Source organism: Kurthia sibirica, assembly GCF_003143975.1.
GTDB classification, from domain to species: domain Bacteria; phylum Bacillota; class Bacilli; order Bacillales_A; family Planococcaceae; genus Kurthia; species Kurthia sibirica.
This window is the reverse complement of sequence record NZ_QFVR01000006.1, coordinates 83771-104474: the sequence shown is the minus strand read 5'-3', so window position 1 is coordinate 104474 and position 20704 is coordinate 83771. Positions and strand designations below refer to the sequence as shown.

The following is a 20704-nucleotide window of genomic DNA, read 5'->3' as shown; positions in this document are numbered from 1 at the left end:
TTTAGCATTGAATGAAATCATTCAATTAAGGCATTACCAGCGGGCGTTCCTTTACAGGATACGCATACGGTAATGCCTTTACTTTTGAGGGCGTTATTAGAATATAGCTGATATGTAAGTCTCTCTCGTACTTGCTATGGATTCTATATGCTCTTCAAGTTATTTTCTACCTGCATTCCTTACGCTTATACCCAAAAAAATACACCTCCAAGTTATTTAGGTATGTACTACCTGAATTCTTTGAAGATGTTTTTTTATGTGAGCTAGACCATTGAGACCTTTGTACAAATTGGTAAACTGAAATCCGTTGTTCTTCACGTAATACAAGCCAAATTCACTCTTTATTCTTTCGTTTTTTACCACGTTTTAATACGACGACGATAAAACCGACAAATAATATATAAACGAGCGCCAATGCGATTAGATAGGGTTTATTAAACCCTTTGTTATCCATGACTTGATACACTTCTACGATTTCACGATCCAATCCAATACGATATTCATTGTTGTCATTCATACGCACAATATCATTTTCAAAGCGACCATGTAATTCCTTATTAGTACCGACTTGTTTCTCCGTTAAATTAATCGTCTTTGTTTTTGACGTATTATTGATCACGATGAACCATTTTTCATCTTTTGAAAATCTTTCAAATACGATGAAACCATTTTTATTTTCAATGAGTTTGAAGTCACCGTTGCGCAGCGTCACTGAACCATTGCGCAATGACTGCATTTGACCTATATATTTTATAATATCATCTTTTGTTCTAAAATCCATACTTTGTAAATTTTCAGGTTGCTTCGCACCATTCATTGCAATCTCTGTGCCATAACTCATAATTGGTACACCTGGCAATAATAAATTGGCTCCCATTGCCATCTTCACTCTTGTGGGTGGATACATATTTTCTTCAGCAGAAAAATGAGTGAAACGGGGTGAACTAAAGTGATCAATCATTCTTGTTGTTGGTAAATCAGTTTTCTGTCCTTTTTTTGCTGCCAGAAATTGCGATGAATCAAGATCATTATTTTTGAAAATTTGCTGATTATATTCAATTGAGGTATCATCATAATTTATATCAAAATGAGCGTTAGAGGGTTCATTAGAGATGATCCATAAATTCTTATGTTGTGCCTTTAATTCTGCAATGATTCGATTGAGTACCTCATCATCTACCTTTTGACTATTCGTTAAACGTAACCCATCCACTTTATATTTTGTAACAAAATCGGATGCTGCAGCAATCAACGCATTTTGAACAGCTACATTATCAAGCTTCCAATCGATTGTGCCATCCTTATTTGTAGTAGACCAATCCTTAGAACCTTGTAATTTATTTTTTGCACTAACACCGTTTATCGGAAAATCGGTCATCACTGCTATTTTTGATTTATGTAAACGTTCACGCATTTCTTCATATTCTTTATCCGTACCAAAGCGTTTTTGTAACTTACTATAGTCGATTACTTCTGCACTACGAAAATCATCTGCTTCAAATATTGAACCAATCGATAAAATCGTAAAACCTAAATCGTCAAAATAGCTTGCTTTAGTTGTAATACCTGCAAAATCCCCGCCTGCAAAAGCATTGAGGTCCTTCCCATTGACATCAAAATCATTCGTCGGTTGGCTATTAAAAAAGCGATCCACTAGCACATCATAAATACTTTCATCTTGCATTGTTTTTGCTGTAGCTATAGACGCATGACCAGTCAGTGAAACGGTCGTCGCCAATACGATTGAAGCGACTGTTGTCAAAATCCATTTAGACTTCCGCATGTATATTCCTCCTTCACAGAGCTTTCCATGTTTATATTACCAAAAATATTCAATTAGAACCATAATTTAGATATAAAAACAATGTTAGTCATTTTTCCTATTGTTCACAATTATGTCACGAAGCGGTTTTGTAGTAGAGTGATCTTGTCTAATCAAAAAAGTATGCTAGAAAATCTAATTGATTTTCTAGCATACTTTTTTATTACTTATTTAGTAAATTCATACCGAGCGGTAAATAAAAACCAATGGTCATCATGATTAACATGAGAATCGACATCGCAAACAAATATTTTTCAATCTTCTTTTGCTTATTCGCTCTCATTATTGTCAGCTCCGCCAATAGTAGAAATGATAAACCGAACAGTATTTTCACTAAATAGACGATGGCGTCACTTGAGAACATTTTTTGAATATAAAGCGCACCACCTGTATACATAACGACAAAATACCAAATTCGAATGATTGTATGCATCACTTTTCTGCCAGTTGTTCCTTTATGCATAATGAGCAAAAAGATAAAGAGAAAAATCAAGATAAACCAGGAAAAGATATGCAGTGTCGTTACTGAAAATGCCACAGATGAATCTCTCATGTCATACCACTTCTTTACTTAGAAGAATTTGAAACCCATTTGTAAATGGAAACCTAAGTATAAAACAGCTACTAGGCAGATGATTAAACCAATCCACATACCTTTAGTTGATTTACCTTTTTGACCACGTACTAATACCATTTCCATAAATGCGATTACGCCAAGACCTGAAATTAATTTAAAACCGTATAACATTCCTTGACCAAAATCAAGTGACTTAGCGAATAATAAGCCGCCTGTGATAATGATTAAAACATACATCAAGCGTAAAATCATATGTGTGATTTTACGTCCTTTGGCAGTTGGTGCCATGCTAACAGCTACGAAAAATAATACCAATGCTAAAACCCATGTTGTAATGTGAATATGTGTACTACTTGTTAAAAAATCTGGCATTTTGTTCACCTCAAATGTTATTGTTATTCATCTTCATGTTACCAAAGCAACAAGAACTATACAAATATAAAAAAACCACATTCTGTTGCTAGAATGTGGTTTTTCAGGCTTTTTCATCAATTGCATACGCATCTTCATCTCTTGCCAACTATAGGGAAATAAACGTTTCCGCTTGCTACTTCCTCCTATTTTTCACTATTGAGATGGTAAAAAATATCGCAATTTTCCATATTTGACTAATTTGTGAATCATTTATATGAATAGCTCATTTTTATTTGACCTATTTTCTGCCAAATATATGAACGTGTTTCTAGCGCTCTTATTTGAAATAGTTTACCAATGTGCCAATACCTTCGATTGAAATTTTCACCGTATCTCCTGCTTTTAAGTATTGTGGTGGTGTCATACCTTTACCCACACCTGCTGGAGTTCCTGTTAAAATCACATCGCCCGGTTCTAATGTTACAAGTTTTGATATTTCAACGATAAGATCTTCAACCGTATGAATCATATCACTTGTTGTACCATTTTGGCGTATTTCGTCATTGACTTTTGTTACAACTGTTAAGTTTTGAGGGTTTGGAAGCTCATCCTTCGTTACAAGGAATGGTCCCATTGGACATGCACCATCTAAACTTTTTGCAAGGAAAAATTGTTTATGCTTATCTTGTAAGTTTCGCGCACTAATATCATTGGCAATCGTATAACCAAAAACATAGTCAAATGCTAGAGCTGCTGGAATATTCTTACCTTTTTTGCCAATGACTACTGCCAGTTCACCTTCGTAGTCTAGCGACTGTGTGACATCTGCATGCACAGATAGTGTTTCCTCATCAGCGGCGATTGATGTCGGCGCTTTTGTAAAGACGACTAAATCCTCTGGAGCAGACTCATTGGTCATTTCCTGTGCATGTGCCTCGTAGTTTTTACCGATGCAAATGATGTTTTTTGTCGTACGTGGAATCGGTGCTAACCATTCAATAGCTGTAAATGCTAATTGGAATGAAGCTGGATTTTCTGATTTTTCTGCAGCTTCTACTAATTTACGCATTTGTTCTACAAATTCAAAACCATCTGTCATACCTTCAACAATCGTATTGGAAAATGAAGGTAAAACATTCAGTTCCTGCTGTATTGCTAATACATCCCATACCGCTTCTTGGCGTTTTACTTTTGGCCCGAAGCTAATTACATTGTTGTTGCGAAATGATAAAATTTTCATGAATAGTAGCACTCCTTCTTTTTTTACAATGATACATGATTTGTTAGTGGCTGTCTTGTTTTGGCATTATCAATTTTCCATATGTTATTTTTTTCCATACCATTTCTACTGGACCTTGTTTAAAAAAATTGAGCCAAATTGCGGCAAAAGCAATTTGAGCTACATAAATCATAATGGCAATCATCAACAGTCCGTCTAAACCATATTCAGCATAGAGACCAAAGCCGTAATGATAGAAGATTATACCTTGAATAATGGATTGCATTAAATAGGTTGTCAAGGACATTCTACCGACATTGCTAATTGGTTTAACGATGCGTAATACACCAGGTAACATCGTTAAAATCACAAGTACTGCCACATACCCTACTGCCAATACCAGTCCTCCTAAATAAAAGGCGAAATAATCGCCTAAATACACCCATTGATCGGTATAGGCTTGTGTTTTCAACCATAATCCTAACGGGAGAAATACTAGAAGTAAAATAAACCATAGAATAATGAAGTCACGACATCTTTCAATCAGTTTCCACTTACTTGCAGCGACACCAAAAAGCATATACGGGAAGATTGAAAAGAAACCTTGCATCCACATTACAGGAGAATTTTGTAGCTTTACATCCGTCCAATTTTGTACAAATACATCATACCAACTACCTGCTGTCGCAGCTTCTACTCGTGACTTCATTGCAGCCAAATCACTGAATTCTTCTGTGACATATGCTGTTGGATTTTGCTCCGCGATGACAAAGCTAAGGAAATTCGGTACGGTGAACATTAAAAATAATGTACTGCCGATTAACAATACAATCGATGGCTTATATTTTAAAACAGCCAATACTAGAAAACCAAAAACGGCATACATCATTAATATATCTCCATACCAAATAAACACAGCATGTAGTACGCCAATAATCAATAAAATAAACATGCGTTTGACAGCTTTTTTATAAAAAGGTTTGCCTATCTGTTGTGCATTGTCATATTGCATCGCCAAGCCATACCCAAAGAGCATCGCAAAGATTGGATAAAAACTACCTTGTACAAAAATAGATAAGCCTTTTTCATATTGAAGATCGAGAGGCACTGTCAATATTGTCTTTAAATCCACATATGGAATTGGATAATTAAATACTAAAATATTGACGAGGAGTATACCGAACAGACTACTACCCCGGATAAAATCCAGTGTCTCCACTCTATTTTTTAAAGTCCTGGGCGTCATCTCAGATTCCCCCTATAATTCCAGCCATTTATTGGCATCAAATGCATAAATGACACAATGATCAATCGTAATATGCATAATGTTTTCAAGTGCTTTTTTATATGTGTCCAGCTGAATACCATAGCGTGTCACCATTTCCTTTTTTAATCCTTCATCGGAAAGCATTGTTGCTGTGATTTGATCTGTTTTATAATCTACTAACGTCCATTGCCCGTTTGGTTGCTCATACAAGCAATCTACGATACCTTGAACGATTTGAACATCGCCATCCGCATCTTTGAAGGACATTGTAAATGGCATCTCTCTATGAAGCTGTGAAGCTATTTTAAACTGTTGTCCAATTTCCGAGTCTAAAAAGGCAAGGATATCTTGTGTATTAATCGATTGTCCTTCTCTTTCGGTAATAAGTTGTTGATCTATAAGTTGTTGTACGAATAGTTCTATTTCAGCGATATCAGCAAAACCAGCTTGTGGGATATGTTGCATCGCTGCATGCATAGCCGTACCTTTTTCTGCACTCGTCAACGTAGCTTTCTGTAAAAACATTGGACGTTTCGCAATTTTTTGCGCATTCGATGCAATCGGTGAGATCATAAATTGTGGTTCTTCTATTTCTGCTAATAATTGTAACCGTTTCATTTCAGACACGGATGTTTTTGATTTTTTTTCTACAGATGCTTGGTAAGGATATTGATAATTTAAACGATTTTTTAAATGTTGACTAAATTCCTCATTTTCAGCCGCAGTCACTTCTTGCTCTGTCGATTCAATTAACTGGGCAGCCGTCGTAAACACAGCCGTATCAATTATTTCTAGCTTCCAACGCGAGCGTTCAGTACCCAAATTCACTTCCTCGCCATCCTCTGTGTAATAATCCGGATGACGTGCGATTGCTGGTCCTAACCAATCTAAATAATTTGTCGCTTTTGCACGTTGAAATTCTGGCAATGTTTCACCGATTCCTAAGAGCTGTGCCTCTTCCCATTTTTCTTGTGACTTCTGCCAATTTTTTACAGTACCGACCAAATATAATTTTTCCTTCGCTCGCGTCATCGCAACATAAAGTACACGCATTTCTTCAGCCTTTAATTCCAACATTTTTTTCTCTTTCATCGCTAAAAATGGCAGTGATGTATATTGAATCCTTTTTTCTGGGTCGACCATTTTCACCGCCAAGCCAAAATCGGAATCGAATAAATAGGGGCGATTAAAATCCATACGGTTAAAATCACGTCCAAGACCCGCTGCGAAAACATAGGGGAATTCCAATCCCTTTGAAGCATGGATTGTCATTATACGTACAACATTCTCTGACTGACCTACGGCTTTTGCCGTACCTAAATCATCACCGCGTAATTGCATACGTTCGATGAAGCGTAAAAATCGAAATAGGCCTCTAAAGGATGTTTTTTCATAGGAGATTGCGCGGTCATGGAGCGCTCTCAAATTGGCTTGTCTTTGTTTGCCATTAATCATCGCTCCAACCATTTCATAGTAATTTGTATCAATGTATACTTGCCAGATTAACTCTGCCAAAGAGCCACGCCTTGCCAAATCTCGCCAATCCTCCAACATAATTAAGAAACGCTGCAGTTTTTCTGCAACATCGCTTTGGAGTGCTCTCTCCTCATGTACAAACAACTTTAACGCATCGTAAAAAGGTGCTTTTTTATCCGCTAAACGAATATTTGCTAAATCATTTTCAGTCATACCGATAAAAGGCGATCGCAATACGGATGCAAGTGGGATATCTTGATATGGATTATCGATAATTTTTAATGTGTTCATCATAATCATCACTTCAATCGCATCAAAATAACCTTTGGATAACTCTGCATAAAGCGGGATACCTGCTAGTTTAAATTCTTCAACAAAATCACCTGACCATGTCATTGAACGCATTAAAATAACGATATCACGATATTCAATCGGACGACTCATTGCTTCACCATTTGCCTCTTTTTTGAACGCATCATAGACCAATTGCTCACTAGACAGCAAATGACGGATTTGCGCAATAATATAACGTGCCTCTTGTTGGGACTTTTTCAATTCTTGTTCCTCAACATCAGCTTCTGCAGGCGTAGATTCTGCTTCTTCTTCTGATTCTGAATGAAGTATAGCCAATGTAATTGGTGTGTGCTGCTGGGGGTATGGTGCACCTGCTTTTAATGATGCAGCCTCATCGTAATCAATCTCACCAACTGCTTTACCCATTATTTGTTTAAAAATATAATTCGTCCCATCTAACACCTCATGACGGCTGCGAAAGTTTGCATTCAAATCAATTTTCAAACCACCTTCTTGAGACGCATTACTATAAGCTAAATATTTATTCAAAAACAGTGTCGGTTCAGCTAATCGGAATCGATAAATTGATTGTTTCACATCACCGACCATAAACATATTGCCATCATGTGAATCCCCGCTTTTAATAAGTTGTAAAATCGTTTCTTGTAACTTATTCGTATCCTGATACTCATCGACAAGCACCTCAGCAAAATGCTGCTGATAATCAATGGCGACGCTAGATGGCACTAATTCACCCTCCTGATCCTCCGTTAAAATAGCAAGCGCGAAATGTTCTAAATCTGAAAAATCAATCAAGCCTTTCTCCGCTTTTGCCTCAGCATATTTATCACTGAAAGCATGTGTAATCGTTACAAGCGTCTCAATAATTGGTTTCATATTAGTGATTTCTTCCAGTAATTTTTCTGGTGGTCTTTGGAAGTAAACGCTGATCGAATCTGTCATTAATTTTTTCGCCTGATCCCGTTTATTTTTTGCCAAATCCTTTAACTGCTCGTCGCATGAATCTTTTTTCTGCGAAGCCAGTCTTCCCCATTTAAAACCTTGGAAAAATGTATATGCTGCTTGCCAATCGTCATGTGTTATGAGCGTACGTGCTACGACAAGTTGCTCTAAATCTGCTTGTGCAGTGGCGCCCAATGCATCTGGACCATTCGGTTGTAACGTCAGATGGCGCATGTCTTGAATGAGTTGAATCGCTCCTTCAATGCTATGTAGAATCGCCTGCTTAATCGTAGTTGTTAACGGAAGTTCATCAACGGTCTTTATATCTTTTAAATCATAGTTTTTCGGCAGATTATTTAACCATTTAATCGGTTCTGGATTGACTCTCGCCATGCTATATAACTGTGCAATAAGTACTTCAATCGCCTGATCATCACGATCTGAGGTAAATGCATCCATCAGTCGATAGACATCAGCATGATCCTCTTTGGCATAGGCCTCTTCCAATACTTCGGCCATCATATCATCACGTAATAATGCTGCTTCTGTATCGTTTGCAATGCGAAAACCGGGATCCATATCAAGTAAATAGCTATATTGACGAATAATATTCAAGCAAAATGAATGCAATGTTGAAATTTGCGCTTTATTAATCAAACTTAACTGGCGACGTAAATGCCTTGAATTCGGATTTTTTTCAATAGCCATCTCTAACGCCTTTGCCATACGTTGGCGCATTTCTGCTGCCGATGCATTCGTAAACGTCACGACTAAAAGCTCATCGACATCGATTGGATTTTCCGCATCAATTACTTTTTCAATCATGCGATTAATCAGCACCGCGGTCTTACCAGAACCCGCTGCTGCTGACACGAGTGTATCTTGTCCTTTCGCCCAAATTGCTTGCCATTGAGCATCCGTCCATGTGACATTTTCTGGTTTATTCGGAATCATTGACATGCACCTCCCTTTTCATCTTGTCGATTAGATCGTCTGCTTTCGTCGTTTCCAACGAACGATAACGCTGTTGAACATCAGTCGTATCAAACTGACAAACAGCTTTATGTGGGCAGTAATCACAGGCTGTTCTCTGTTTCATACGGTAGGGACTAATCGCTGTATGACCATCTAATATTCCTTGACCTGCCTCCCTATGTTTCTGACGAATGAACAGACGTAAATCATCTAAATCTGCTTTTTCGATAACCGATGATGTCGCTTTCGACACTTCACCATCCTTTTTAATTTGTACGGGAATCACTTTTGAACGACCACCACTATCTTCCAATGATTCATCCATTTCAAGAATGACATCCTTTTGGTCCAAGAGCAGGCCGTTCATTTTAAATTCTTTCAATATTTCTTCTTCCGATTGATAATCATCAATCATTGTATCTGCCTTAATCATTGGGTTATGCATATGAATGTACAGCACTCCACCTGCCTCCGTATGAACTGGGAGCCACTGTGATGCATTTTCTACCGCAACATCTAAATAAGTTAACATTTGTAAAGATAGACCATGGTAGACATTGTTCAAATCTAGCTTTTGAGCAGATGATTTATAATCAATCACACGCAAATAAGCTTCATCATTAATCGTTGTAGAATCAATACGATCAATACGTCCCCTCATTCTCATTTCACGATTTTCATCAATTTTGATAATCATTGGGGGCAATTGCTCTCCAGGCCCAAAAGCAGCTTCAATGGCAATCTGTCTAAAACCAGTATTTTTTGCATGATTGCTCAGCGATAACATCGTTCTCTCTACAATTTGAGTGAGCTTCCTTAAAATATAGCGATAACGAGCCGTACTCAATAATATTTGGTGATAGAGCATCGGTACAACAAATTCAACAGCCTCTGCTGCCAACTGTTTGCACTGCGGAGGTGATAATTGTCCCCAACTTATATTTTTTGCTGCTGTTTCATTTGAAATCCATTTTAATGCTTCGTGAAAAAGCTCGCCAATTGTAGGTGGTTCCAAGCGATATTCTTGGCGTTCTTGCAACTGTAAGCCATAGGACGCAAAATGAGAAAACGGACATTTATAATAATTTTCAACACGCGTGACACTCGAATTCAAATGTTGTCCATAAAGTTCTGCTGTGATATCGGGCGTCAATTGTTCGGCCTTATTATGCGTTGTGAGTGGTTTCATCAGACGCTGCAAAATAACAGACCATGTGACATCTTGCTCATAATAACTTCTCAATGCTTGCCACTCTGGAGTCAATGGTTTTTTATCGTATATATTTTGGCGGATTTGCCCCATTAAATAGGCAAGAGCTGTGCGCGGATGTGAAATATAGGACCAATCTTCTTCAGAAGTTAACGCTTCATCAGGTGTCATAAAGATGATGGATTCTTCTACGCCCGTCAAATCCTTCAATCGATTTATAAAGAGTGAAGGCAGTACAGACTTGCCCTCCTCATCACTCATTGTATAGCTCACAATTAATTTATGAGATGCTGAAGTAAAAGCAGCATAGGTAATTAGGTCTTCTTCGAGCAAACGTTCCTTGGATGTCGGCGCAATATTATGTCCGAGGCGCGTAAACCATTCACGCTCTGAATCTGCAATAATCCCCTCGTGATCGATGCGTACGGGATAGACACCTTCGTTCATTCCGATGACAAAAACAGCTTTCATCTTAGAAAGACGTGCTAGATCAGCCGTTGCAACCGTCACTTGATCGACGGATGGTGGGATACGTGAGAAGCTCAAACTATCATAGCCCTCATCTAATATTGCGACTACTTCATCTAAAGTCAGCTCTGTTGTACCAAACATCGTCACAAACTGATCAAGTAAATCTACAACACCATTCCAAACCTGATCATGTTCCGTCGCCTCTAATAACTTGCCTTTCTCCATCTCACTATCTTTCATCGTCATCATTTTTTCAAAAACCTGCTGCTGCTCTAAAAATTCAAATAATGCCGACGCATAGTCGATACCTGTCGATGCTTGATCAATTGCTTTTTCTAGTGCAAGTAGCGGTTCTCGAAAATGGCTACGCATTGCTGCAATTTCTGCCTGAATAGCCCGTTCTTCGTCTGTTTGATTAGTTGAATAAAATTCTAAACCACGATATTTTTTGTAAAGCCAACGTCGCTCATCAAACCAACGCTCACCAAATATACCTTGGGCAATGACAAAGTTTTCCATACGATCTGCTCGTTCACGCCAGACCGTCATATTAGCAGCTGTCGGGAAAAATAAATCTGTTTTAATCGCTCGAAATACCGGCTCATATGCCCACTCTTTTTGAATAATTTCTAAAGAGGAGCGGCAAAGTTCAATCAGTGGATGATGGAGCATCGCCTTCGTTTGACTAAGGAATAATGGAATATCATATTCTTTAAACACCGTTTCTAAAATCGGGTCATAGATATTCGCTTGGCGATACAAAATAGCGATATGACGATAACGATAATGTTCCTCTTGTACGAGTCGTCTAATTTCACGTGCAACGCCATGAATTTCTGCACTACGTGAAGTAGCAGCAAAGAGCGATAAACCACCATCTGGATGTTCTTTCATGCGCTCAATTGGGTAGTTGTCCAATTGTTTTTCTATATAAGCTAAATCATTCGATTTAAATTTTAACTGTTGCGTAAGGTGGATCGTTTTCTTCACCTCTACGCCTTGTTGAAAAGCAATATCTTTTAAATGACGTGCTGTTTTAGCCGGTTCGTGAAACAGCGAGTGGTCATCGTCAGCAGCTGCCTCATCGTCGAATGGCAAAGCAACTGTAACATCCTTCGCAACTGTCAATAACATCGCAACCAGCTCAAATTCACGTGTGGTGAACGACGTAAAACCATCGATATAAATATGTGATTGTCGAATAAGTTCAGATTGTTGAACGCAATTGATGAGCAATGGAATATAGCCCTCACTATCAACATAGCTTGTCCCTAGTTTTTCTTCAATTGACTGCATGATCAAGTGAAGATCATGCATTTTATTTTGCAAGGTTAGCGGTGAGTGGTCATCTTCTTTTAATTGACTTGCTAATTCTGCTAATTTTGCACCATCAATGCTATAACGGCTAAATTCTTTCAATAACGATTCAATTTCTTCTGTAAATCCTCGCTTATTTGCTGATTTTTTAAATAATGATAATTCATCCTTCAATTCCAATAATGTATTACGTATGAGCATACGATAGCCGAAGCCATTAATCTCTTCTCTGCTAATGCCGCCAACATCGGTTAATACGCGCCAAGCAAGTCGTTTGAATTTTGTAGCCTGCGCTCGAACCATACCTTCTACGCCTTCCAATTGTGTCAATTCATACTCAGTAGAAAATGACATTTGGTCAGGTACGATTAAAAAAATGGGTGCACCAATGGGCTCTTTCCTTAATGCGTCACCAACCTCCTGCTGAATATAGGTTGTTTTACCCGTACCAGCACGGCCAGATATAATCGTTAATGCCATGTGAACCCTCCTTTTTTACCTCTTTTAACCATTGTACAAAATTCTCCAATAAAATGATAGATTTAAGAACATTCGTTCTCACTTTTGTATTTTTAGTAAAAAAGATGATGCCGGTAAGTTCACCAACATCATCTTTTATGTACTATTTAATAGACGATTGATCTAGTTGCAGCTATTCATCGTCATGTTTTTGCATACTTCTTAAATAAGCTTCCATTTTTTTATTATTGCGTTTTTCGACAAATTTGCCACCAAACCACATCGCTATAATAATCAAGACCATCAAGGCAGTTTTCCACGGTTTTGTAATCAACGATTGTAAATCTGAACCAATCCAACTGATGACCAAAATCATCACAAATTTAGCACTCATAATCGTCAATAAATAGCTTTTCTTTTTTAAATTAGATAAACCAGCGACTACATTAACAAGTGATGAGGGTGTAAAAGGAAAACAAAGAAGAATAAATAACGGTGTAAATCCCTGCGTTTCAACCCAACGAATGAGTTTTTGGATTGCTGGACGGTTCGTGATAAAACCAAAAAATCGATTATGACCGTATTTGCGAATTATTAAAAACACGAGATAGGAACCAAGTACCGCACCTCCCCATGAAAATAGAAAACCAAACCATAAACCATAAGCTGTTGCGTTCGCTACTACAAAAGCGGCAAGTGGTAAAAATGGTAGAAAAGCTTCGATGAATGGTAAAAGTATCGCAATCAATGTACCGATAATACGATGCTGATCCGCAATTTGTTGAAACGATTCAATGCTTAACCAATCCGGCATAACGATTTGCCCCCTTCCGCCAAATATGTCTATCTTATGTATACGATTGAAAATTAAAAAAGTTGCTTCATGAACTAATTATACATAATAATGCCATATCCTTTTTATTATTAGTGTGTTTTTCAAGTATTTAAATACCGCACTTAACTTCTTATTTATTTAAATAAAAAGCATACGCTATTCATGGCTGAAGGGCGTATGCTTATCGTGTTATTTGACAATTAACAAACCAATTCTAAAATGATCATGGTTAAAAATCACATGTTGTCTCAGACGAACTTCGCCATCCGTATCCAGTACCTCTAGCTTACAATGAGCCGCATTACGTTGTAGCGCCTCATACAGCTCCGCTTCGGTATGTACTTCTTCACCATTTACTTTACGTATTACTTCACCAATACGAAGTCCCATCGCCTCGGCTGGTGAATTACTTAATACAGCAGCGATGACAACACCTTCATTTTTCAATGAGACAGCGAATTTGCCCTTGCGTTCTCCAATCGAATAAATGATGGAAATGAGTGCTCTACCGACAATTGCCACGATAATACTCGCAATACCGATGAGTGGATAAAAGAATGCTAATAACCCTTCCACTATAACGAGTACACCGAGTAATATAATTGTTTTACCAATTTGAGGATAAAAATGAGCTGGCAACATTTTTCTAGCCCGCTGTTGGAAACCAATAACAATTGGTAATAAAATCAAGCCGTAGCTCTCTGAACCAAGTGAAAATAATGGCCAATACGGTAAAAAATTATGGATGGTCTCTCCCGGTACTAGGAAAAATACCGGTAACACCCATAGTCGCTTCGATAAAAAAGTAACGGCATTTAAACCACGACCTGTTTTTTGTAGACGAGGTGATGCTAAGTTTGCTGCATGGCGTTTTACGAGCATTCCTTCTACAATTAATAAAATACCAATTAAAAGAGGTATACTCATCAACAGGTCAATATGCATCGTACTTGTATTAAAATCCCACTGCCAAAAATGCCAGCTCCAGTCATTTGTATACGTAAACCATAAAATAAGAAAAGCAATACCCAATGGATAGACTGCTGACGAGAAATGATAATAAAAAATAACGACACATAAAATACTAATAATGGTTACGAGAACTATGTATTCCATTGGCAATACTATACCGGCAGCAATCGCGATGACAGATAAAATAATCGACGGTAACCATCCTTCTTTTAAGAGCATCAGCAACTCTGTTAAACCCCAATGAATACGTGTGTTAAATGATTTTCTTTCTGCCTTCACTCGGCGATAGCCAATTAATACTGAGAATAGTATCGCGATATAGAGCAAAGGGTTGGCAAATAATTTCCCAATACCTTTTAACACTTCAATCACTAGGTCCAAGATCATATAATCCCACCTCTATTCTTCCAATTTATATACGTATTCATAATTGTACCAAAATGATGAAATTTTGAGTAGCGTAAATTATGAGAGTGACATTAAATACTACCCTTTTTTGCCAAAATAAAACAAAAAACAAGATATCAAATAGGCGTACTAGATATGTAATTAGCGCGGCATAACGGCATAACATCAAAAAAACTGTGCATGGCCAACACTTCTCAAGCGCCTTCTGCACAGCTTATTCATTTTGACGTCTCTAATCCAATGATTTAATAATATCCTTCATCTGTTTTTCATCAATAATATTTACTTTTTCTCGAATATAACCTTTCGTATCGACAAAAAAGGATGTTGGTATATTGACGAAACCATATTGTTTTTGAATTTCTCCACGCACATCCAACACGACAGGGTAATTCATTTTATATTCCTTAATAAATTTCTCGACATTTTTGCTCGATGACTCATTACTGAGCAAATTAACTGATAATATTTCGAAATTATCTTTTTTAGCAGCGGCATCATAGTATTTCACCATATGTGGTGTTTCTACTCTACAAGGTGGACACCAAGTCGCCCAAAAATTAATCATCACTTTTTTACCTTTATAATCGGATAATGATTTGTCTTCACCGTCCAATGTTTGCAATGTGAAATCCGGTGCTTTCTCATCTATTTCTATACCGCTAACAGGAAATTCTTTAGTATCACCTGTTGCTAAAAGTGCTTGTTTATCTTCTTTTTTATCGAGCATCGACATCACTGCAAAAATAATAAGCCCTGCTACCAGTAATGTGCCAACTAACGTTTTAATTTTCAACATGATCCCTCCTCTTTACCATTAACCAATATGCTATATTCCATATGAAAACAAACACGACTAATAATGCAATTTTTAATTGATGAATTCCAAGTGGCTCTAGTAATGAAAATAGTGTAACTAGTATTAATAGTAACATTGAAATGATTTGTAAAACATATTGCTTTTTTCTAAATGTAAACACGATGCAAACACCGATTAAAAAATAAAAGATAGTAGAAACGATCATTAACTTCAAGTCTACTTTAGTAAGTATAAGGAAGAAAAAATTGTAGAGAGCAAACATTTCAAAAAATATAAAATAGAATCTTCGGAAGAAACCGTCATGTAAATTCTGTCTATTTTTATACAGTTCATATGCTATAACAACAAGTAACCCACTATAAATCCCCACTAACCCACCATTAAAATACACTACTGCTAAAGGATAATTGATAAATTCCGACCAATTACTACTAATGTAACTTAACTTCCATACAATCACAAATAAAATAATATCATTTAAAAACCCATCAATATCGGTCGTACGATTTACAAGATAAAGCAATACACAAACAATGATGACAGCCGCTAAAAATGCATATTGACTCGCCGGCATCGTTATATTAAAAAATGTATACCACATATTATTTGGCATAATACCCTCCCTTTGTATACCTTATAGGGTATATTACTTCATCCTTATCTTGCAACTAATACGATGTAAAAAAACCGATTATCATCGTATTTTACGATAATAACCGGTCTGTTAGTCAAATCATTCGATTCTTCTCCTCTGGAATCGAAATCACGTGATTTATTGCGATAAAAATTGCATTGGATTTACTGCACCTGTCGCTTGATTAACCCAACTGCCTGTATGAATTTCAAAATGAACATGTGGACCTGTCGAGCGGCCTGTAGATCCCATATAACCGATAACTTGCCCTTGTTTTACTGATTGACCTGCTGAAGACCCCACGCGACTCATATGAGCATAAAGCGATGTATAGGTTTTCCCTTTAATATTATGTGTAATCATCACAACATTACCATATGTTGATAATGGACCTGTTTTAAAAACAACACCATCGGCAGAAGCAACAATTGGTGTTCCTACACTATTAGCAATATCAATACCATAATGATACTCAGCACCCGCACCGATGTCACGTCCTGCAAAACCAGAAGTAAAACGGCCTGCTGCTGGCTTAATCCATGTCCCTGATGTCGCTTTGACTGGTGTACTTGCAGAAGCACTATTCAAACTACCTGAACTTGCTACACTACTTACACTACTTGCATTAGCTGCACTACTCGCTGCCGCTCTTGCTGCTTTTGCTGCTGCTCTTGCTGCTTTTTCTTCAGCAATTCTCTTCGCTTTTGCAATTGCTTTTGCTTGTTCATTAGCAATTTTCTTTTGAACACGAGAACTAACAACGAGTACTTCATTATAATCTTCTTTTAATTTTTTGCGTTGCTTACTTAGTTTGACTTGCTTCAATTCCATTTTTTTAATCAATGTTTTCTTCGTTTGTTTTTGTGCATTCAAAGAATTTTTCAAAGCAACTAATTCTGTTTTACGTGTTTTTTGACCATCTAACTTATCATTCACTTGTGCTTTTTGTTGCTCTACTTTCTCTTTATCAGCTTTTTGTTCATTAATAATTGCTTCATCCGCTTCTACAATTGTATTAACTGCTGACGCACGATCAATGAAATCAGAAAAACTACTAGAACCTAAAAATACATCAATATAGCTAATTTTCCCGTCGCCTTCTTGCATTGCACGTGCTCTATTTTTAATAATTTCGTTACGTTCATCAATTTTCTTTTGTAAGGCTGCAATTGATTTTTTCAACTCTGCAATTTCATGGCGTGTTGCTTCAATTTTGTCTTGCGTTATTTGAATTTTATCATCGGCAATATCGATTTTTTTGTTCAATTTTGTAACCTGCATCGCTTGTTTATTTAATGCTTTTTCATTTGCCGCAATTTTTTTATTTTGTGCCGCAATATTTTTATTGATTTTCGTTTTTTTATCATTTAATTTCACTTGTTTTGATTGTAAATCTTTTACCGATTCAGCACTTGCTGACACTGTTGGAATCAATAATGTCGCTGTTAATGCAACGGCTGTTAATTTTGTTAGTTTAGCCAACTGATTTTACCTCCTCTTATACCTTTAAGAATTTGCGAACCGATAAAAAACTACCGATGACACCGATGAGTACACCCATCAGTAGTAAAAGTGCATCTACTTGTAAGATGAACGGCATAACATCTAATAATTGAGCGATTTCGCCTGTGAGTTTTGGTTCTAATGCACTGTGAATACTTGAGTAAAGTGCAGTAATAATACCGATTGGGAAGATTGCACCAATAACACCTAACCACATACCTTCTAATATAAATGGTGTGCGGACGAATGAGTTGGTTGCACCAACTAATTTCATAATTTCAATTTCAGTTTTTCTCGCAGTAATAGTGATTTTAATCGTATTCGAAATAAGGAAGGTAGCCATTAATAACAAGGCAATAATCAGCACAATTCCTGCATTGCGACCTGTATCAACAAAGCTAAATAATTTTTCGATTTTACCTTTGCCATACTTCACTTCCGAGGCGCCTTCTAATTTCTCGATACTTTTAGCAACTGCTTCTGTCTTTTTAGGATCTGCCGCTTTGACGTACAGTATATTTTTCAATGGATTTTCTTGTTGTGTTAATTCAAAATCTTTACCAAAATCCTTTTGTACTTTAACAAGTTCTTGTTTTTTTGAAGAATAGATAACCGATTCAACATCCGGCATATTTTCAATTTGTTGCTGCAGTTTTAATTCTGTCGTCTCATTTACACCGAGATCAATTAGTACTTTTATTTCGACATCATTTTCAATGTCGGATGCCACCTTGTTCAAATTCAACATGATTACAAGGAACACACCTACTAATAATAATGTAACTGTTACCGCACTAATAGAAGCAAAGCTCATCCAACGGTTTCTTGACATCGTCGTAAAGCTTTCCTTCACATGGCGTTTTGCTGTTTTAAAATTCATAACCGTAATCTCCTCCACGTTCATCACGAACAATTTGTCCGTTTTCAATAGCAATGACTCGCTTACGCATCGTATTAACAATTTCACGGTTATGTGTTGCCATAATAATCGTTGTACCACCCGAGTTAATTTCATCAAATAATCTCATAATATCCCAAGATGTTTCAGGATCTAAATTCCCTGTAGGCTCATCTGCAATAACTACTTTGGGTTTGTTGACGATTGAACGTGCAATTGCCACTCTTTGTTGTTCGCCACCTGACAATTCATCTGGAAACATTCGTGCTTTTTTTTGCAAGCCCACAAGCTTCAATACTTCCATAACACGTTTGCGTATATCTTCTTTATCTTGTTCGATAACTTCTAGTGCAAAAGCAACATTTTCGAAGACATTTTTCCTTGGGAGTAATTTGAAATCCTGAAAGACTACACCCATCGTTCTTCTTAAATATGGTATTTCTTTACTTTTTAAGGCAGTAATATTCGTGCCATCGACTTTTATTTCACCTGATGTCGCTTGTTCTTCTCGATACATCATTTTGATGAAGGTAGATTTACCAGCACCACTTGGACCTACGATGTAAACAAACTCACCCTGTTTAATCTCTATATTAAGTCCCTTCACAGCTGCTACACCATTTGGATACTTTTTCACAACATTTTTCATTTCAATCATGTTTGTACCACCTATTAATTATTTATAGTTTCATACAACGTATTCTACTATGTATCTAAGTTGCTCGTAGTTCACTTGATTTTACTAAGTATAGCATTTTCATATCCAAGAAAAGTTACAGTATCATTTCATTTTCAATAGAAAATACTACAAATATTTCACTTCAATACTATATGATTTTGCCAACAATATCTATCTTTATATCTAGTTAAAAGATAAAAAATGGAAAGAAAGCATGCTAATCACTTATTAAAAATCCTAAATTCCACTACTTTGATATGTATTTACCTTCATTTCATAGTCATATAAAGTCCTTTTATTACCATACCCAATTTATAACAAATAAAAAACATACGATGCAGCCGTAAGACTGCATCGTATGTTTTTTATGCTTTTATAGTGTGTAGCGAATGATAACAGAACCTGTCGTCGTTTCACCATCAATATTTAGGCGTTGTGCATCTGCAATTGTTTTATTGAAACGTAATGATTTATTAAACATTTTATCCGTTTCATGCAATAATTCGACATCTTTTAAATCAACATCCATTTTACCAAATGAGGATACAACCTCACCGGACAACGATATTGTATTTGGAATATACAATTCGATTGAACCAGCAGTCGTATGCGCCTTAATGCGTTCTGCTTCCTGCGAACGCGTTGTTAAAATAATGTGACCGTTCATCGATTTAGCTTCAATTGAACGTAAAGCACCATCCACATAAACACGACCATTCATTGTTTCTGCTTCTAATTCCTTACCGGCTACTTCACGAATCTCGATGCTACCATTTGATGATTCTACCTCTGCCGTATCAAAATTGACATCACTCATATCGATGTTACCATTTTTAGTTTGTACGCGTATGCGACCAATATTTAAACTTTGTACAGAAAAGTTACCGTTGAAAAGACCGGCCTTCAAATCTTTATAGTCACCCTTTGGTAAAAATAGTTTTACATCGATTTTCACCGTTTTTGAGGTGCTGACGATACGTAATGTACCATTATCATTAAATGCTCTAAATTGTTTTTTCAAATCTTCTTCAGTGAAGTTTGATGTTGAAAAACCAATCATCGATGCTGCCGATACTTCGATTGTCGTCGAACCATCTATCGAATCACGAACCGTCAACTGACCATTTGGAATATCTGCACTAATACTACGCACAGTTTCCTCACCTAAATGATCCGTCCACTCAATTTTTTCACCACCTGAAGTCATAGAAGAAAAGTCCATATCTTTTACCTTATTTACCGCCGTACCTAAAAAGTCCATTAGACGGTTACTAAATTGACCAAAATCACGCTTTAAATCTTCAACAAATTCTTCTTCCTTCGAGTGTTTTTTCTCTTCTTCGAAGCTTTCCGATTCGTTATCATGTGATTGCTGTTGTTCTTGTTGCTGATCATTCTCGTTGTTATTACTTTCGACCTTATCTGGACCTCTTTCTAATTTCTCCAGTAAAACAATCGCTTCTTCTGCACTAATCGTACCGTTCTCTACTAATTTGAGTATTCTGCTACGTTCATTTTGCATGTGAATGATCCTCCTTTTGCTTTGTTACT

15 protein-coding genes are annotated in these 20704 nt (G+C 36.8%); all 15 read right to left on the bottom strand.

What is annotated here, in order from left to right; translation table 11 throughout:
- Positions 1 to 334 precede the first annotated feature (334 nt).
- A complete protein-coding gene (locus tag DEX24_RS06425) occupies positions 335 to 1783 on the bottom strand; it encodes an alpha-amylase family glycosyl hydrolase (RefSeq protein WP_109305591.1) in 1449 nt (482 codons plus the stop codon).
- A gap of 202 nt (positions 1784 to 1985) precedes the next feature.
- Positions 1986 to 2375 carry a DUF1516 family protein gene (locus tag DEX24_RS06420; RefSeq protein ID WP_109305590.1) on the bottom strand — a complete coding sequence of 130 codons (390 nt, stop codon included), beginning with the start codon at positions 2373 to 2375 and terminating at the stop codon, positions 1986 to 1988.
- Positions 2376 to 2393: 18 nt separating this feature from the next.
- The gene (locus tag DEX24_RS06415) at positions 2394 to 2771 is read right to left on the bottom strand and encodes a YisL family protein (RefSeq protein ID WP_109305589.1); all 378 of its coding nucleotides are present in this window, start codon (positions 2769 to 2771) and stop codon (positions 2394 to 2396) included.
- A 319-nt stretch (positions 2772 to 3090) separates the two neighbouring features.
- Positions 3091 to 3993, bottom strand: a complete 903-nt coding sequence (locus DEX24_RS06410) for a fumarylacetoacetate hydrolase family protein (RefSeq protein ID WP_109305588.1) — start codon at positions 3991 to 3993, stop codon at positions 3091 to 3093.
- 43 nt (positions 3994 to 4036) lie between these two features.
- Positions 4037 to 5218 (bottom strand): DUF418 domain-containing protein, encoded by a 1182-nt coding sequence (locus DEX24_RS06405; RefSeq protein WP_109305587.1) that lies wholly within the window; start codon positions 5216 to 5218, stop codon positions 4037 to 4039.
- A 12-nt stretch (positions 5219 to 5230) separates the two neighbouring features.
- Positions 5231 to 8932: a helicase-exonuclease AddAB subunit AddA gene (addA, locus tag DEX24_RS06400; protein WP_186819607.1), complete on the bottom strand. Its 3702-nt coding sequence runs from the start codon at positions 8930 to 8932 to the stop codon at positions 5231 to 5233.
- A complete protein-coding gene (gene addB / locus DEX24_RS06395) occupies positions 8913 to 12425 on the bottom strand; it encodes a helicase-exonuclease AddAB subunit AddB (protein WP_109305585.1) in 3513 nt (1170 codons plus the stop codon). The genes addA and addB overlap by 20 nt, the downstream gene beginning before the upstream one ends.
- Before the next feature lie 172 nt (positions 12426 to 12597).
- Positions 12598 to 13218, bottom strand: coding sequence for a TVP38/TMEM64 family protein (locus tag DEX24_RS06390; RefSeq protein ID WP_109305584.1), 621 nt, complete (start codon positions 13216 to 13218; stop codon positions 12598 to 12600).
- Positions 13219 to 13428: 210 nt separating this feature from the next.
- The gene (locus tag DEX24_RS06385) at positions 13429 to 14598 is read right to left on the bottom strand and encodes a PDZ domain-containing protein (RefSeq protein ID WP_246131373.1); all 1170 of its coding nucleotides are present in this window, start codon (positions 14596 to 14598) and stop codon (positions 13429 to 13431) included.
- Between the two features lie 253 nt (positions 14599 to 14851).
- Positions 14852 to 15415 carry a TlpA disulfide reductase family protein gene (locus DEX24_RS06380; RefSeq protein WP_170112874.1) on the bottom strand — a complete coding sequence of 188 codons (564 nt, stop codon included), beginning with the start codon at positions 15413 to 15415 and terminating at the stop codon, positions 14852 to 14854.
- Positions 15405 to 16052, bottom strand: a complete 648-nt coding sequence (locus tag DEX24_RS06375; protein ID WP_109305582.1) for a hypothetical protein — start codon at positions 16050 to 16052, stop codon at positions 15405 to 15407. The genes DEX24_RS06380 and DEX24_RS06375 overlap by 11 nt, the downstream gene beginning before the upstream one ends.
- A gap of 159 nt (positions 16053 to 16211) precedes the next feature.
- Entirely contained in the window at positions 16212 to 17555 is a 1344-nt protein-coding gene (locus DEX24_RS06370; protein WP_109305581.1) for a murein hydrolase activator EnvC family protein, read from the bottom strand.
- Positions 17556 to 17571: 16 nt separating this feature from the next.
- Complete coding sequence (gene ftsX, locus DEX24_RS06365) at positions 17572 to 18456, bottom strand: permease-like cell division protein FtsX (protein ID WP_109305580.1); 885 nt, start codon at positions 18454 to 18456, stop codon at positions 17572 to 17574.
- Positions 18446 to 19132 (bottom strand): cell division ATP-binding protein FtsE, encoded by a 687-nt coding sequence (gene ftsE / locus DEX24_RS06360; RefSeq protein WP_109305579.1) that lies wholly within the window; start codon positions 19130 to 19132, stop codon positions 18446 to 18448. The genes ftsX and ftsE overlap by 11 nt, the downstream gene beginning before the upstream one ends.
- A 394-nt stretch (positions 19133 to 19526) precedes the next feature.
- Positions 19527 to 20675 (bottom strand): DUF4097 family beta strand repeat-containing protein, encoded by a 1149-nt coding sequence (locus tag DEX24_RS06355; RefSeq protein WP_109305578.1) that lies wholly within the window; start codon positions 20673 to 20675, stop codon positions 19527 to 19529.
- Between the last annotated feature and the right edge of the window lie 29 nt (positions 20676 to 20704).